Annotated in this window: 10 protein-coding genes and 1 pseudogene; 3 read left to right on the top strand and 8 right to left on the bottom strand. The window is 68.0% G+C overall.

Annotation, left to right across the window (positions count from 1 at the left end; all coding sequences use genetic code 11):
* The first annotated feature begins 104 nt into the window (after nt 1-104).
* On the top strand, nt 105-2,582 hold the full coding sequence (locus tag HUA74_RS00195; RefSeq protein ID WP_174452959.1) for a GH25 family lysozyme: 2,478 nt from the start codon (nt 105-107) through the stop codon (nt 2,580-2,582).
* Between the two features lie 71 nt (nt 2,583-2,653).
* On the opposite strand, the gene HUA74_RS00190 is transcribed toward HUA74_RS00195, so the two are convergent.
* Together HUA74_RS00190 and HUA74_RS00185 are read right to left on the bottom strand one after the other, a co-directional pair.
* The gene (locus HUA74_RS00190; protein ID WP_174452958.1) at nt 2,654-3,208 is read right to left on the bottom strand and encodes a dihydrofolate reductase family protein; all 555 of its coding nucleotides are present in this window, start codon (nt 3,206-3,208) and stop codon (nt 2,654-2,656) included.
* 184 nt (nt 3,209-3,392) lie between these two features.
* Complete coding sequence (locus HUA74_RS00185; protein ID WP_174452957.1) at nt 3,393-5,831, bottom strand: FG-GAP-like repeat-containing protein; 2,439 nt, start codon at nt 5,829-5,831, stop codon at nt 3,393-3,395.
* 458 nt (nt 5,832-6,289) lie between these two features.
* Here HUA74_RS00185 and HUA74_RS00180 point away from each other — a divergent pair, with 458 nt between their 5' ends.
* Nucleotides 6,290-7,618 (top strand): M12 family metallopeptidase, encoded by a 1,329-nt coding sequence (locus HUA74_RS00180; protein WP_174452956.1) that lies wholly within the window; start codon nt 6,290-6,292, stop codon nt 7,616-7,618.
* 57 nt (nt 7,619-7,675) lie between these two features.
* Here HUA74_RS00180 and HUA74_RS00175 read toward each other — a convergent pair whose 3' ends face one another.
* From HUA74_RS00175 to HUA74_RS00160, 4 genes and pseudogenes are all read right to left on the bottom strand, one after another.
* On the bottom strand, nt 7,676-9,100 hold the full coding sequence (locus HUA74_RS00175; RefSeq protein WP_174452955.1) for a DUF1552 domain-containing protein: 1,425 nt from the start codon (nt 9,098-9,100) through the stop codon (nt 7,676-7,678).
* Nucleotides 9,097-10,806 carry a DUF1592 domain-containing protein gene (locus HUA74_RS00170; protein ID WP_246136946.1) on the bottom strand — a complete coding sequence of 570 codons (1,710 nt, stop codon included), beginning with the start codon at nt 10,804-10,806 and terminating at the stop codon, nt 9,097-9,099. Before HUA74_RS00170 ends, HUA74_RS00175 begins: the two co-directional genes overlap by 4 nt.
* Nucleotides 10,807-11,046: 240 nt before the next feature.
* The gene (locus HUA74_RS00165; RefSeq protein WP_174452954.1) at nt 11,047-12,423 is read right to left on the bottom strand and encodes a hypothetical protein; all 1,377 of its coding nucleotides are present in this window, start codon (nt 12,421-12,423) and stop codon (nt 11,047-11,049) included.
* A gap of 148 nt (nt 12,424-12,571) precedes the next feature.
* Nucleotides 12,572-12,702: pseudogene (locus HUA74_RS00160) on the bottom strand (IS5/IS1182 family transposase); the annotation flags it as partial.
* Between the two features lie 208 nt (nt 12,703-12,910).
* Between HUA74_RS00160 and HUA74_RS00155 the strand changes: the two are divergent.
* Complete coding sequence (locus tag HUA74_RS00155) at nt 12,911-13,315, top strand: hypothetical protein (protein ID WP_254624854.1); 405 nt, start codon at nt 12,911-12,913, stop codon at nt 13,313-13,315.
* A gap of 126 nt (nt 13,316-13,441) precedes the next feature.
* Here HUA74_RS00155 and HUA74_RS00150 read toward each other — a convergent pair whose 3' ends face one another.
* The gene (locus HUA74_RS00150; protein ID WP_174452952.1) at nt 13,442-14,281 is read right to left on the bottom strand and encodes an NAD(P)H-binding protein; all 840 of its coding nucleotides are present in this window, start codon (nt 14,279-14,281) and stop codon (nt 13,442-13,444) included.
* Nucleotides 14,278-15,153 (bottom strand): SGNH/GDSL hydrolase family protein, encoded by an 876-nt coding sequence (locus HUA74_RS00145; RefSeq protein ID WP_371817174.1) that lies wholly within the window; start codon nt 15,151-15,153, stop codon nt 14,278-14,280. Before HUA74_RS00145 ends, HUA74_RS00150 begins: the two co-directional genes overlap by 4 nt.
* Nucleotides 15,154-15,195 lie beyond the last annotated feature (42 nt).

The raw sequence follows: 15,195 nt of genomic DNA, 5'->3' as shown, positions 1-15,195 counted from the left end.
TCAGGCCCAGGCGTCCAGCAGGGGAGCAGGACACCTCCATCGCAAGAATTTCACGTTTTCATGCTAAATCTGCTCTGGTTCGAGTCATCCAACCAGGGAGCGACATGAATACCCGAGCCCGTCCAGGGCGCTTCAACCCGCGCCGCCTCTCGACCCCGACGAAGCTGCTGTGGGGCCTGCTCGTCGTCCTGACCGCCTGCGGAGGCCCGGACACGGGAGGCTCCGGGAGCCCCACCGACGTGGTCCAGGAAGCGCAGGCCCTCGCACCGTCCAACGTGCAGGCCTTCTACGCGGAGTCCCGGTGGGGGACCCGCTTCGGCGTCAAGGGCCCCTACTACGGTCCCCTGGGGCACCGGGGGCTGGACCTCTACGCGAGCGCGGGCCAGGCCATCCCCGCGCTCCGCTCGGGCATCGTTCGCCGCGTGCAGTACTCCTCCATCGTGGGCCACACCCTCGCGGTGGAGTCCGCTCCGGGCGACTTCTCCGGGTACGCCCACGTCATCCGGACGCGCTTCGCGGTGGGCGACTCCGTCCAGCAGGGAGACATCATCGCGTACGTGGCGGGCGCGGGAGACGACCACGGCTCGGCGTGGACCGGGCCCCACCTCCATATGACCCGGGGCACCACCAACAACGCCGCGTTCGGCGAGAACGTCAGCGACCCCGCGCCGCTCATCCGCAACGTGCTCGGCACCGGCAGCGGCGGAGGCACCGGCAGCGGTGGAGGTTCCGGGGGAATCCAGATCAGCATCGACGAGGGGAAGATCCTCCAGCGCGTGGCCCAGCGGGGCGGCTACACGGGCGCGGTGGACGGCGTGCCCGGCGTCAACACGTGGAAGGGCATCCAGACGGTCCTCACCGGCAAGGGCTTCTACTCCGGCCCCATCGACGGCGTGCCGGGTGAGAACACCTGGAAGGGAGTCCAGCGGCTCGCCCAGCTCGGCGGGTACACGGGCCCCGTGGATGGCTTCCCGGGGCAGTACACCTACGCGGGGCTCACCACCTGGCTGGCCCAGGACCCCGGAACGCCGCCCCCGTCCGGGATGAGCGGTGTGTATGGGATTGATGTCGGCACGACGCAGCGGGACCTGGACTTCAATGCCATCAAGAGCGCCGGCTACCAGTTCGCCATCGTCAAGGCCGGCGGCTCCAATGTCTCTCCCCTCTACGTCGCGCCCTACTACACCCAGCAGGTCGCCCGGGCCCGCGCGGCCGGGCTGCTCGTGGGGCACTACTGGGTGGCGGGCTCGTACACCCCGGCCGGTGACGCGCAGTACTTCGTGGACCACCTCTACGACCACCGGCCCGGTGACCTGCTGGTGCTCGACAACGAGGCCATCGACAACGGCATCTTCTGGAACGACTCCCTGACCGCGAGCTTCATGCAGGCGGTCAAGACGCGGCTGGGCAAGGCCCCGTTCCTGTACACGTACTCGAGTCTGCTCAAGGCCCACACCTGGCCCCAGACGCAGGCCGTGGGCTCGAAGCTCTGGATTGCCCACTACACGGGCACGCCGGGCAACCCGTCCGTGGGGACGGCCTATCCCACGTGGGAGATCCACCAGTACACGTCGTCCGGCAACCAGAACGGGATTCCGCTCGACCTGAACGTCGCGAAGCTGTCCGCGTTCGCCGGACTGGCCCAGCCCCCGCTGGGCGCGACGGCGCCTCCGCCCACGGCCATCCCCGGAGGGAGTGGCGGCGGAGGCACCCCCGTCATCACCGCCCAGCAGGGAACCCTCCTCCAGAACCTGGCGCGCCGCGGGGGCTATACCGGCCCCATTGACGGCGTGCCGGGGGCCCAGACCTGGACGGGCATCCAGAAGGTCCTGCGTGAGCTGGGGTATTACTCGGGGCCGGCCGACGGCGTCCCGGGCGTCAACACGTACAAGGGATTGCAACTGCTGGCCCAGGACGGTGGCTACACGGGCCCCATCGATGGCGTCCCCGGCCCCAATACCTATAACGGCATCCAGGCGTACCTGGACGGGTCCTCCGGTCCCGTGCCGCCCGTCACCCAGGCCCAGGGCGTGACGCTGCAACGGATTGCGAGCGCGGGCGGGTATACCGGCGCGGTGGATGGCGTCCCCGGCACGAACACGTGGAAGGGCGTCCAGCAGGTCCTCGGGGGGTATGGCTATTCCGGACCCGTGGATGGCGTCATGGGCACCCAGTCCTACGCGGCGCTCCAGCGCTTCGCCGCGAAGGGCGGCTACACGGGCCCCATCGACGGTGCCATGGGCACCCAGTCCTGGAAGGGCGTGCAGACCGTGCTGCGGGGCTTCGGCTACACGGGCCCCATCGACGGTGTCATGGGCACCCAGTCCTACGCGGCGCTGCAGCGGGTGGCGCGCCTGGGCGGGTACATGGGCCCCCCCGATGGGGCCCCGGGCGTGAACTCGTGGCGGGGCCTCCAGACCTTCCTGAGCGGCGCCGGGTACACGGGGCCCGTTGACGGGGCCCCCGGGACGAACACGTACAAGGTGCTCCAGTCGCTGGCGAACCGGGGCGGCTACAGCGGGCCGCTCGACGGCATCCCCGGCCCCAACACGTACGCGGGCCTGGCGAACCTCCTGGACTGACGTCTGGCCCACTGCCCCAGGCCCGCTCCCGTGCGTCGGGAGGGGCCTGGCGCGGAGTTACAGACTCCAACTCATCCCGCTTTGCGACGGAAGTGGAGCGCCAGTACGCCGGACTTGAACCGCTGCGTCGATAGGAGTTCGAGCTGCCGCGCACTCGACAGGCCCTGAAACAACGTCGGCCCGCGGCCACTGATGATGGGATGAATGACGATGCGGTACTCGTCGATGAGCCCCAACTCCTCCAGTGCAGCCGCGAGCTTGGGCGCTCCGACGAGGACACCCCGCTCGGTCTTCGCTTTCAGCGCCGAGATCGCCTCGCGAAGGTCACCCTCCACCTTGATGGTGTTCCGCCACGGAAAGTCGCTCCGCGAACCCGACACGACGTACTTTGCCTTCGCCTCGAGCTTCTGTGCCCACTCGCGCATCGCGCGCGGCGCCTTTTCGTCGCGTGCCACCGCGGGCCAGGCTCCCTCCATCAGCTCGTAGGTGTTGCGCCCGAAGAGCATCGCCCCGCTCTGGTCCATGAGCTGCGTCCAATAGTCGTGCAGTTCGTCGTCCGCGATGCCCTGGGTGTGGTCGATGCACCCGTCCAAAGTGACGTTGAGACCGAAGGTAAGGAGGTTCATGGCGTAGGACTCTACGAAAAGCGCGCCCGGCGCGCAGCAGCCCGAGCCCGCGACGTAATGCCCGTCAGGCGCCTGCGTGTCTTTCGGTGCGCCGCGCGGCGAAGCACGCGGCGCACCGATCCTCCTACCGAGACCGCGCTGAACTCAGAGCACACTGTCCCATCGCGGTATCGCGGACAGCGACCTAGAGTCCGTTGGGGACCACGGTCACGGTGCTGGATCCCCTGTTGGTCAGGATGAGATCGGGGTACCCATCCGCGTCCATGTCCGCGGTGGCGATGGCGTTGAGGCCAGGCGAGGCGCCGGTCGTGACGACGGCGCCAGAGCTGAAGCCTCCGTTGCCGTTGCCGGTCATCGGGCGGACGCCGCCCGAGGCCGCCGTCACGAGGATGTAGGCGTCGAGCTTGCCATCGCCATTGAAGTCACCGGCCACGACGCCCAGCGCCGAGTTGGTGGCCGTATTGGCCGCGGCGATTGACTGAGCGCCGCTCGCGAAGGTGCCGTTGCCGTTCCCTCTGAAGAAGAAGAGGTACCGGCCGGCCGCGCCGTTCGAGAGGATGTCGAGTGTGCCGTCGCCGTCGGCGTCGCCGAAGGCGATGCCCGCCGTCTGGCCGCTGGCGGAATTGCTGTAGGCGACGGGTGCGGCGAACGAGCCGTCGCCCTGGTTGATGAGGACCGACAGGCGTGCGCTGGCGGGGCTCGTCACCACGAGATCGGAGAAGCCATCGCTGTTCAGGTCACGGCAGGCGGTGGTCGACTGCGCGCCGCCGGTGTTCGGGATGCCGATGAACGTGGGCGCGCCGAAGTTGCCCGCGCCGGTGCCGAAGAGCACGCTCACCTGGTTCTGGGTCACGCTTGTCGTGGCGATGTCAGCCACCCCGTCGTGATCGAAGTCCCCGGTGCAGAGGTGGACGGAGCCCGGGGTGCCAGTGGTGAAGCTCGTCGGCGCGCCGAAGGTCCCGGGCGCGCTCGAGCCCAGGTTCTTGTAGACGCTGATGTTTCCGTTGATGAGGGGCAGGTTGGTCTGGCCGTCGACGGTGACGGCATCGAGCCACCCGTCACCGTCCACGTCCACGGCCACGACCGCGTTGCTGGAGAGCGAGGCGCTCCCGTAGTTGACCTCTGGCTGGACGCTGGCGTCGCCATTCCCCAGGAAGACGGAGAGCGAGCCAGAGGGCGTCTGGGTCGAACCGGATTCGGCGTTGGCCACCAGGATGTCGAGCTTGCCGTCGCCATTCACATCGGCGACCGTCGGGGCCAGCGGGCTGTGGTTCGCGGGGGAGCTGACCGGCGTGCCGGGGACCTGGCCGGGTGGGATGGCCTGGCAGGTGGCGTTCGAGCAGATCTGTCCCGTCGAGCACACGATGCCGCAGGCGCCGCAACTCTCGGCGTCGCTCTGGAGGTTCACCTCGCAGCCGTCGGACGAGTTCGCGTTGCAGTCCGCGAGGGTGCCGGAGCAAGACTGGCAGATGTTCCCCTCGTAGGTGGGCGCGCACTTGCAGGTGTAGCTCCCCACGCCGTCGATGCAGGTGCCACCGTTCAGGCAGGGGCTTGCGGCGCACTCGTCGATGTTGGTGCAGGTCACCCCGTCGCCCTCGTACCCCGCCTTGCAGGCGCAGGTGAAGGAGCCCCCAGTGTTGGTGCAGGTGGCGTTCTCGTTGCAGTTGTCGGTGCCGGCGGCGCACTCGTCGATGTCGGTACAGGTCACGCCGTCGCCCTCGTACCCCGCGGTGCAGGCGCAGGTGAAGGAGCCCTCGATGTTGGTGCAGGTGGCGTTGTCGTTGCAGTTGTCGGTACCGGCGGCGCACTCGTCGATGTCGGTGCAGGTCACGCCGTCGCCCTCGTACCCCGCGGTGCAGGCGCAGGTGAAGGAGCCCCCGATGTTGGTGCAGGTGGCGTTTTCGTCGCAGTTGTCGGTACCGGCGGCGCACTCGTCGATGTCGGTACACACTGTCGGCTGTCCCGTGCAGGTGTAGCCCGGCTCCAACTTGCAGACGCTGTTGCAGCCGTCTCCCGAGAGTTGATTGCCGTCGTCACAGACTTCGAATCCGCCCAGCACCCCATCACCACAGACGGCCCGCAGCGACGTCTCCACCGCGTCCACCAGGTAGAGCGCCACCGCGCCCTTCAGGCGCACGTAGCGATAGGGGACGTTCCCCGGGTACGTCGCCACGGCGATATGCGTCCCCAGGCCCAGCTCCACCAGATGCAACGAGCTGGAGCCGATGTAGGTCCCATCCGCCTTCAGGAAGTCCACCTGGGCCACCAGCGCCAACGACAAGCCCTTGTAGTAGACGCGCAGGTCGCCGGTGCCTTCCTCGCCCGCACCCAGATCCAGCACCAGCGCCGCGTTGAGCAGGCCCAGCAGCGTCGCCACCTGTCCATCCGGAGCGCCCAGCGCCGCGCTCGCGTTGAGCACCGCCGCATTGGTGCCCGACGCCACCGCGTCCGCATACGGGTCCCATGTGAACGAGGCTTCCAGCGGCTCACTCGTCAACGCCCCGGGGTCTTCTTGCGACACCCCATCCGCGGGAGGACGGGAGTCCACACCACACGCCCCCAGTGACAAGGCCAGTGTCAGGCCCAGCCCCCACGACCACAGCATACCTTGACGGCTTCGCATCTTGTTTCTCCCCCAAGGAGCAGGATGGAACCCGGAATGGACCAGCCCCCCATGGAATGAAAGACACTATTCCTTTCCCCCTCCTATTCGGCCAGCAACATGTGAATGGCCAGCGTCCTCTGGCGACCCGCCAGAAAGCACTTGAGGACCATGGACACAGAGTCCATCACATGCATTTGATCGTCTCCGCGTCTGTTCCCGCATGTCCGCAAAGTAGAAGGGGTCTACTCGTGTGGTTACGCCTGGAACCCGAGTCCTGGCGCTATAACCCATACGGGGAATCCACAGGTACCCGTTCGCCTTGGCGCCCATGAATGCATATGCAGTGCATCTCTTCCATTCGGCGGAGGCGCCGGGGCATGCCGTGAATTGGTGCGGGCCCTTAATTCCAAACGACAAATGTCAGAGTGATGTGGTTGTCTCCTGCTTTCCGGAATGCCTTCCGGAAAGGAGGCACCATGCTTCGACTTACATTGAAGTCCGCGCTGGTTGCACTGTTCATCCCCAGCCTGCTGCTCACCGCCTGCGGTGAGGGACTGGAGTCGCGTCCCGCCCTGGACCCGGAGATGGCCCGGGTGCCGGCTGGCGCCCCGGTTCGCGAGGGCTACGCCTGGAACGCCGCGAGAGGGAAGCTGGTGCCCGTAAAGTACGCCGAGGTGGATGGACTGGCCATCCTCGATGGAGACATGATTCTCGGCACGGTGGAGGAGATGGAGGCGCGCGTGCGCGAGGTGAAGGCCCGGGGAGGTCTCGACGCCCCGGGAGTCCACGCCCAGGGCGTGGCCATCACCGGAGCAAACTTCCGCTGGACCAACTCCGAGGTGCCCTACACCATCGACGCGGCTGTGCCAAACCAGGCGCGAATCACGGACGCCATCAACCACTGGCAACAGCGTACGCACCTGCGCTTCGTGCAACGCAACGTGCTCAACGCGGCGCTGTACCCGAACTACGTCAATTTCCAGACGGGCGCCGGGTGCAGTGCCCACGTGGGACGAATTGGTGGCAGGCAGGTGGTGACGCTGGAGGCCGGGTGCACCACGGGCAACACCATCCATGAAATCGGACATGCCCTGGGGCTGTGGCACGAGCAGTCGCGCGAGGACCGCAATAACTACGTGCTCGTCCGGCCCGAGAACATCACCGCGGGCTATGAGCAGAACTTCAACCAGCAGATCGCCGACGGTGACGACATCCTCGCCTATGACTACGGCTCCATCATGCACTACCCGAGGACGGCGTTCTCGAAGAATGGGCTGCCCACCATCGAGCCCCTGGGGGGGCAGGCCATCGGGCAGCGCGATTCGCTGAGCATCACGGACGCGGCCACCGTGGCGCGTCTCTACTCAAGAACCATCTCCCTGCGTGCCTTGCGCGGCCACTACGTGGTGGCCGAGGGCGGCGGCGGCGGCGCGGTGAACGCCAATCGTGCCGCCGTGGGTCCCTGGGAGAAGTTCCAACTGGTGGACCGCAACGGCTTCGAGCTGCAGACCGGCGACCTCATCCACCTGCAGACGGTCAACGGCAACTATCTCATGGCCGTGAACGGTGGCGGCTCGGAGGTGACAGCCACCCCCACGGCGCCTGGCAGCTATGAAACCTTCCGCATCTCGAAGATATCCGGCACGGGCCTGCTCACCATCGGCACCGGAGACACCGTGGCCCTGTCGACGAACAATCTCCTCACCCCCCGCTACCTGTATGCCGATAACGGGGGCGACGGCGGGGTGTATGCCGCCGGTGCCTCCGTGGGGCAATGGGAGCAGTTCACCATCACCTTCTACTGAGGCACGGGGTAGGGCCTGCTCCAGCGTCGAACACTGGAGCAGGTCGCCATCGTCTACTCAGGCGATGAGCTCGGAGAGCACGCCCTTGGTCAGCGCCGGGTCGCCGAAGTCGTCCAGGCTCCCGCCGGCCGCGTTCCTCAGCCCCACGGCGGTGCCAATCGTGTTCAGCATCCGGTTGTGGTTGGGATTGCCGCCGCCCGACGCCTCGACGTAGACGCCCTGCTTGAGGAAGCCATTGCAGCTGCCCGCCAGGACGAAGGGCACATTGCGCGCCGAGTGAGCCGGCCCGTTGCCCAGGTCGTTGTACCAGACAGACACGCCGTGCTCGATGAGTCGCTTTCCGTCCGGCATCTGGTAGGCCGCCAGCCGGTCCAGGAGGTGCTTGAAGGCGCGCGCGAACTGCACGTCCACGTGGTGGTGCAGCAGGTCCGAGCCGGTGATGATGCCGCCGCTGGAGTCGTGCGACGTGCGACGGTGGGACACGTAATGGAAGTTCTCCATCAACTGCCCCGTGTCCGGGTCGCGGTAGCGCGTGTCGCCGTCGTTGCCATTGCCCACCTGGATGACGGCCGCGCGGTTGGTGCCGCACGCAATCGCCATCACCGCGATGTCCATGTGCAGCCTGGCGGTGGCGAGCACCTCGGTGCCGTCCGTGCTGTCATAGCCGGGTGACTGCTGCTGGAGGATGAGCTCCTGGTCCGCGCGCATGCGGCAGCTCAGGGCGACCTCCAGGTCCCGGACGTTGGACAGGTGCAGGTCCAAGCGCTCATGGTCGGACGCGCTCAGCTCGGGACGCTGCTGGAGCGACTGGAGCTGGGCCTTCACCAGGTCGTTCACGCTGCGCTGCCGGACGAGGAGCTGCTCGCGAGCCTCGGGAGTCAGTCCTCCCGGGCCGCCAATCATCGTCTGGTACGCATTCCACGGGTCATGCAGCGCGGCCCGGCGCACGTTGCTGCTCCGGTAGGAGAGGCAGGGCCCCCCGAGCCAGCCGCCACGCCGGCCCGCGTAGAAGACGAGCGAGTCACGCTGCTGCGGATTGAGCTCGCGGCCGATGCGGTGGTCAATGGACTCGCCTCCGGACTCGGAGCCGCCGCCCGCGCCCTCCACCACGGGGCCCCGCGCGGTCAGCCCCTGCATGGCGCCGCGGGCGTGGCCGTCCCCGTAGTTGTAGTCCTTCATGTTGATGTTGCGCACCAGCAGCAGGTCCGCGAGGTGGTCCTTGAGCACGTCCACGGCCCGCCCGGCGCTGCTCGCCGCGGTGAGCGCGCCCAGGGTGCGCGGCCAGAAGCGCTCCGGCTCCGCGCCGAGCTCCGACGTCGTCTGGGCCGAGGCGACGCCGTTGGCCTGCCGGAAGAAGATGGCGTACGGCAGCGCCCCCAAATCCGCCGCGCGGGCGGTCCTCGGCACCAGCCCCTCGAGAAACGGCAGGCTCAGCATCGTCCCGCCCAGGCCCTTCAACACCATCCGGCGACTCAGCTTCATGGCAGCTCCTCCGGGTGGCGATTCACGAAGCCCTCGCTGGTGACGACCTCCACGACGAGGTCGACGATGGGCAGGTTGCCCGCCTTCGACAGCTTTCCGAGCCGCTCCACCAACGGCCCATCCTCGTGGGCGAACGGGCGCCCGTGGAGGTACTCCACCCAGTGCTGCGCGTAGCACGCATGCACCCCTTCATTGGCCGCGAGTGCGTCCGCCAGGTCGAGCGCGTCGCGCACCGGCACCGTCTCTCCGTTGATGTTGGGAGTCGAGCTGGCGTCCACCGGATGTCCGTTGTCCGTGGTGCGGTAGCCGCCGATGGCGTCGAAGTTCTCGAAGGGGAAGCCGAGCGGGTTGATGAGGTGCGAGTGGCAGCTGGCGCACGCACTCCCGGGCACTTCGGTGTGCGAGGCGACGACCTCGCGATTGGTGCGGCCCTGCGGGGCGGGGAGCGGTGGGATGTTGGCCGGCGGCGCGCCAATCTTCCGGCAGATGATGCGCTCGGACACGAAGACGCCGCGGTGGATGGGGTCCGGGTCCACCGACGTCGCGTGCGCGGCCAGGAAGCCCACCTGGGTGAGCACGCCCTTTCGCTCGCGCGAGTCCAACGTCACGGGGACGAAGTCGGCGGTGAACGCGCCACTCAGCCCGTAGACCCGCGCCAGTTCGTCGTTGACGAAGGTGGCTGGCGAGGTGAGCAGGTCGCTGTAGCCGCCCTTGCGGGAGAAGACGACGTCCTGGACGAAGAGGGTCGTCTCCCGGGCCGCGTGCTCCCCGAGGCGCTCGGACACCTGCGGGTAGCGCGTGAGGGAGGGGCGGATGGCGGCATAGCGGGGCACGTCGAAGAGGGTGCGGTGGAAGGCCTCCACCACCTTGTTCGAGCGCGCGTCCTGGAGCATGCGCCGTGCCTGTGTGGCGACGCCCTCGCGGGAATGCAGGGTGCCCTCGCTCGCGGCGGCGAACAGGGCGTCGTCCGGCATGGCGCTCCAGAGGCCGTAGCTCAGCCGCGAAGCCACTTCGTAGTCGTCGAGCGGCACCCGGTCCCGCACGGCCTGGGTGCTGCGCTCCACGCGGTAGAGGAAGTGGGGCGACTGGAGGAAGGCTTCAATCACCAGCCGGATGCCCCCCTCGAAGGCCGCCATGTCCGCGTAGGCCTGGGGCCCCCTGCGGTAAAGCCCGAGGTAGCTCTCCACCTCTTCGGACGTCAGCGGGCGCCGGTGCGCGCGCAGGCCGAAGGACTCCACGAAGGCACGGGCGCGCGCTTCGCCGGTGTCGGCCGACGGAGGCAGCACACGCGCGAGCTTCGTCGCGTCCGTCGTCACCTGGCCGGCGAGCTCCGCGGCGGCGCGCTGGTAGGCGCCCCAGAGGGCCTCGTCGACGGAGAGGGCGCGCGCATCGTTGTCAAAGAGGAAGCCGCTCTGGGCGGGGTCCGCGCGGAAGGTGCCCGCAAGCGTGGTGGGCGGTGCATCCAGCCTGAGCAGCTCCTGCACGCTGTTCGTCCACTGCACGTGCGTCAGGCGCGCCATCCGCACGGACGGGGCTGGCTTCTCGATGGCGGTGGGCGTACCGGGGCCGGGTCCTCCACCGGGGCCCTCCGGGTTGGAGATGTTTCCTTCGCAGCCAGCAGCCCCGCTCAAGACCAGCCCGAGCACCACCGGGCGCCACCACCGTCCCCGCTCCGCTGGCTCTCGTGACAACCGTTGTGACCGCATCCTCGGCACGAGCGCCTCCATCATTGGGAGACATACCAATCGGATGGATTACGCGTTCCTGTCAATGTAGCCGCGACTCGCACGCGCGTCGGTCAAATGGCCCGATGACACGGATACTGAAAAACTCGTGTCACACGTGCATACGCGTTTCATCAGACCCGACTTTTCGTGCGGGCCTCGCGCAAAAGTGTGGAGGACGCGCCACATGCGTGGGGGACAGACCCCCTCAATGCGCCGGTGCTACAGCCTCAGATACACGCCGAGCTGACCGCTGAAGTACAGGTCCTTGGCGCCGCCGGCGAAGACCGGGGTGCCCTCCGCGGCGTTGGCGGTGAAGGAGTAGCTCCGCATCTCTCCGCCCAGCCGCAGACCCAGCATGCGCGTCAGGGCGAACTCCACGGCGAGCTCGCCATCGAGTCCGGAGCCGCTCAGCTCCGGGAGGTAGTCGTCCGAGGACAGCTCGCCGCCGCTCAGCACGTGCTGGTAGCCCACGCGCGCGGCGATGGCCCATCGCTCGGTGAGCGCCTTGCGCAGGCCCAGCTCCACGTGCGCGAAGCGGTAGTCCACGTCGGGCAGGGTGAAGGTGCTCTCCGGCGGGAGTTCCACCGCGAAGGAGTGGGTGCCGTACAGCGCGCCCACGGAGACCTCCAGCCACCGCAGCGGCAGGCGGAAGCGCAGGCCTCCCTCCAGGAGCTGCGCGGTGGTGGCGTGACTGGAGCCATCCGGGAGCCGCGTGGACAGCCCGAAGGCGCGTGAGCCCCGCGCCACGATACCCAGGTTGTGCACCACCCCATCCGTGAAGTGGGAGAGCGGGAAGTAGCTCACCGCGAGGCTCGCCGCCGCGGCGCTGTTGAGGCTGTAGTCGGGCAGCTCGTCGGCGTTGTTGCCCGAGAAGTTGAAGCGGCGGAACAGCCCCTGTCCGGACAGCAGAACCTCCAGGGTGGGGCCGTCCAGGTCGCGCGGGCCGGCGGCCTTCGGCTCGGGCTCCACCAGCGGCTCCTCCTTCTTCACGGTGGGCGGAGGAGGCTTCACCACCGCCGGGCGCGGTGCCTCCGCGACGGGGGCCGGGGGCGCGACCTCGGGCTCGGGCTCGGCGACAGGAGTCGGAGGCGTGACGGCGGCAGGCGGGAGGCTCTGCTCCGAGCCCTCCGTCAGGGCCGCGCCCAGCCTGGGCTCGAGCTCTCGCCGCACATCGGGGAAGGCGCGGTTCGTGCGGACGGCCCAGCGCTCCTCCGCGAGGAGGGTGCCGTCCTTGCCGGAGTAGGCGCGGACCTCCACGTCCCAGCGCTTCGTCCCCTTCACCGAGGCGAGGATCAGCACGTCCGCGCCGAGCTTCTTCGCCAGCGCCTGCCGCTGCTCATCCGTCTTCGGACCGCCGCGGATGAGCTTCACCTGGGCATCCACCTTCTTCGCGGGCAGCACCTCTCGCCCGCGTCCCTTCTTGCCCAGCTCCTGCGTCAGCACCCTGCGCAGCGCATCCGCCTGGCGGCCCTCCGGGCGCAGCACCGCCACCTGGGTCTTCTTCGCCTGAGTCTTCTTCGCCTGCGCGGCCTCGGCCGGGCGGTACGACACGACCAGCGCGAGCACCAGCAACGCCCATCCCGCGACGCGGCTCACAGGGCCACCTCCCTGGCGCGGACAGACGAGGTGGAAGCGGCTGGGAGGACAGAGACGAAGGGGCGGGAACGCATGGGTGCTCGGCTTCCAGTGACGAGATGAGGGGCTGCCTCTGCCCGAAGCAATTGAGGGGCCAACATCCCGGAGCTTATCTCGGCAGGAGCGCGTGGAACCAGATGATGATGGCCGCCGCGAGGCGCGGCATTCCCAGAGAGGTGTCTTCTCCCATCGCACCAGCAGTCGTCGGAAGCGATTCAGCCAGGAGTGCCCGCGCTCCACCGTCGCGCCTTCTGTCGAGCGTGGCTCGTCTTGGTGCACACTCCTTTACCTCGTCGTAGACAGGGCCTCTGTCCACCCAGAGGTGCTTGGGAAGCGAGACATGGTTTATCAAAACGAGTGGCGTCGCCGCTTTCCGATACCGCCCCATAGAGCCAGTTGCCTCGCAGGTGGCCGCCCCGTGTCGGTGGATGCCTTGCGAGTGCGGACGATGAACTTCAACCAACCTTGGCGCACTCCAGGAATCACCGAGGTGCGCTACGAAGTCATCTTGCCTGGGCAATATGCAGTGGCGCTGCTCGAACGCGATTGGCCTGGATTGGTGAGCGACTACCAGCGGTTTCCCGCGCCGGATGACCCGCTGGACCAGGCCCTGCGTGCTCTTGAATGGCTCGAGCCAGCACGTGCACTCGTTGACCCGGTTGCGGCTCCTCGGATACTTGCCTTCTTCGCCCACGAGCTGCTGCTGCGCTGGTTCGACGATGGCCTCCCAGCAGGTCCCGGCTTCGTGCTCAACTCCGTTGAAGAGACAGGCATGGCCGGCACAGACGTGTACCTCGCGGGCCATGCACGACCGCACGACCCGCGTGTGTCCTATGTCTACCAAGATGTCTGAACCCTCTCCGCCAAGGGCGCGTGCGCGAGCCCACCGCGCCTGGCACGTCGTGACGCGGCTTTGACGCGCGCATGATGCAGCCCTCGAATTTTGGGGAGGCACAGGGTTCCTACCGAAGCTGAGCGATCAGCGAAACGCTTCGGCGTGCTGCGCGACCCAGCGGTCGAAGGAGAGCGGCCTTCGTCCGAGGACGCGCTCCACTCCTTCGTTGACGAGCGCCATCCGCCCTTCGCGGACCGCGCGCCAGATATCGACGAGCGCCGCGGCGTACGGGCCTCTGCCAACGTCCGCCTGGGCCTCCTCATCGGAGATCGGCTCGAAGCGAACCGTCTTTCCGAGGGTGGCGCCGATCCGGGTGGCCATCTCGCCGTAGCTCAGCGCCTCCGGCCCTGTAATCACCAAAGACTCCCCGACGTACTCGCGCGTCGTCAGGGCCCTGGTGACGACCTCGGCGATGTCGTCCGGATGGATGAAGGCTATCTTCCCCTCGCCCGTGGAGGACCGGAGCACGCCCTCGGAGGCGATCGAATCGGCCCAGCCGAGCACGTTCGACATGAACGCCGCCGACCGGATGAACGTGAACGAGAGGCCGCTCTCTCGAACGGCGGTCTCGCCGCGCGCATGCCATGGGCCGGTCCCCACGCCCGTGCTCACGTCCAGCGTCGAGAGCTTGACCAGGTGCTTGACCCCGGCAGCCCTGGCGGCGAGCGCGAACGCGCGATCCCAGACACCGAGCTTGGGACCGCTGCTCAGGAGAAACACTGCATCGATCCCCGCGAGGGCGGCGGAGAGAGAGGCGCGCGAACCAGCCAGATCGCCGACCCGGACTTCGACTCGATTCCCGAAAAGCGCTCGCGCCTTTTTCGCGTCACGCACGAACACGCACGGGCGATCGCCCCGTGCAAGGAGGCACCGGGTTACTCCCGAGCCGATGTTACCGGTCGCACCCGTGACCAGATACTTCATCGCGCCCTCGCGTCGGCCCAGCCGCGCACGACTTCGAGCGCGATTCTCTTTTGCCCCTCCTGCGTGAAGTGAAGCCCGTCCTCCATGAGCAGCTCCTGCGGGGGTGGCAGGCCGAGCCTCGCGAACAGTTCGATCGCCGGCTCGTCGAAGGCGGCAATGACCTCGGCGACGCGGGCGATGTCCTCGTTGCGGAAGCGAACCCCGAAGCGGGACAACCCCCAATGCTTCGACACGCGATCTTCGAGCACCGGGGCAGGAGTTACCCACAGACACCGCGCCTTCGTCTCCCGGGAGACGCGCTTGCGGAGCTCCGCGAGGTTGCGCGCCGTCTCTTCGGGAGCGACGAGCGTCTTGCTCGGCGTCGGGCCTTGTGTTCGAGCGTCGTTCACGCCGATGAAGAACAAGATCCAGTCTGGATTCCTCGCGATGACCCCGCCGATTCGAATCAGGCTGTGCGTTGTCGTCTCACCGGCGACGGCGCTGACTTCGATCGAGATTCCATCCGCGGGACGGCGCGCGGCCAACATCTCGTTCAGAATCACCGCCCACGACTGCGGATCGGAAGTGTGGCTATCGCCGAACGCGAGAACCCTCGCCCCGGGCCGCAAGGGAAGGCGGTCCACCATCGCGCCCACCGCGGGATCCGCGAGCAGCTCGCGCGCGGCCTCCTTCGCGCCTGCCCGCAGGCGCCCAAGCTCGGCGGAGTAGGCGTCAGGAGCGAGGCCGAGCAGGGCCGCACGCATCGGCTCGGTGAGCGCCGCGGCCCCGGGAAGCGATGCCACGGTTTGTTCTGGCTGAAGCACCTTCATGAGCCAGCGCGTCTGTTCGGTCGACCATGTCATGCGCAACGAGATACCGGACGGAACGGGCACGCACTAGTATGCTCCTCGGAAACGGACTCTTATCATGAATGC

The organism is Myxococcus sp. CA051A (assembly GCF_013336705.1).
Classification (GTDB): domain Bacteria; phylum Myxococcota; class Myxococcia; order Myxococcales; family Myxococcaceae; genus Myxococcus; species Myxococcus llanfairpwllgwyngyllgogerychwyrndrobwllllantysiliogogogochensis.
Note: the sequence above shows the minus strand (reverse complement) of the source record. Positions and strands in the feature narration are given on the sequence as shown.

What these genes read in the sequence shown, in the direction of transcription:
- HUA74_RS00180 (WP_174452956.1), top strand. Translation starts at nt 6,290, where the DNA reads ATGCTTCGACTTACATTGAAGTCCGCGCTGGTTGCACTGTTCATCCCC.
- HUA74_RS00190 (WP_174452958.1), bottom strand. Translation starts at nt 3,208, where the DNA reads ATGAACCTCCTTACCTTCGGTCTCAACGTCACTTTGGACGGGTGCATC.
- HUA74_RS00185 (WP_174452957.1), bottom strand. Translation starts at nt 5,831, where the DNA reads ATGCGAAGCCGTCAAGGTATGCTGTGGTCGTGGGGGCTGGGCCTGACA.
- HUA74_RS00175 (WP_174452955.1), bottom strand. Translation starts at nt 9,100, where the DNA reads ATGAAGCTGAGTCGCCGGATGGTGTTGAAGGGCCTGGGCGGGACGATG.
- HUA74_RS00155 (WP_254624854.1), top strand. Translation starts at nt 12,911, where the DNA reads ATGAACTTCAACCAACCTTGGCGCACTCCAGGAATCACCGAGGTGCGC.
- HUA74_RS00170 (WP_246136946.1), bottom strand. Translation starts at nt 10,806, where the DNA reads ATGCGGTCACAACGGTTGTCACGAGAGCCAGCGGAGCGGGGACGGTGG.
- HUA74_RS00195 (WP_174452959.1), top strand. Translation starts at nt 105, where the DNA reads ATGAATACCCGAGCCCGTCCAGGGCGCTTCAACCCGCGCCGCCTCTCG.
- HUA74_RS00150 (WP_174452952.1), bottom strand. Translation starts at nt 14,281, where the DNA reads ATGAAGTATCTGGTCACGGGTGCGACCGGTAACATCGGCTCGGGAGTA.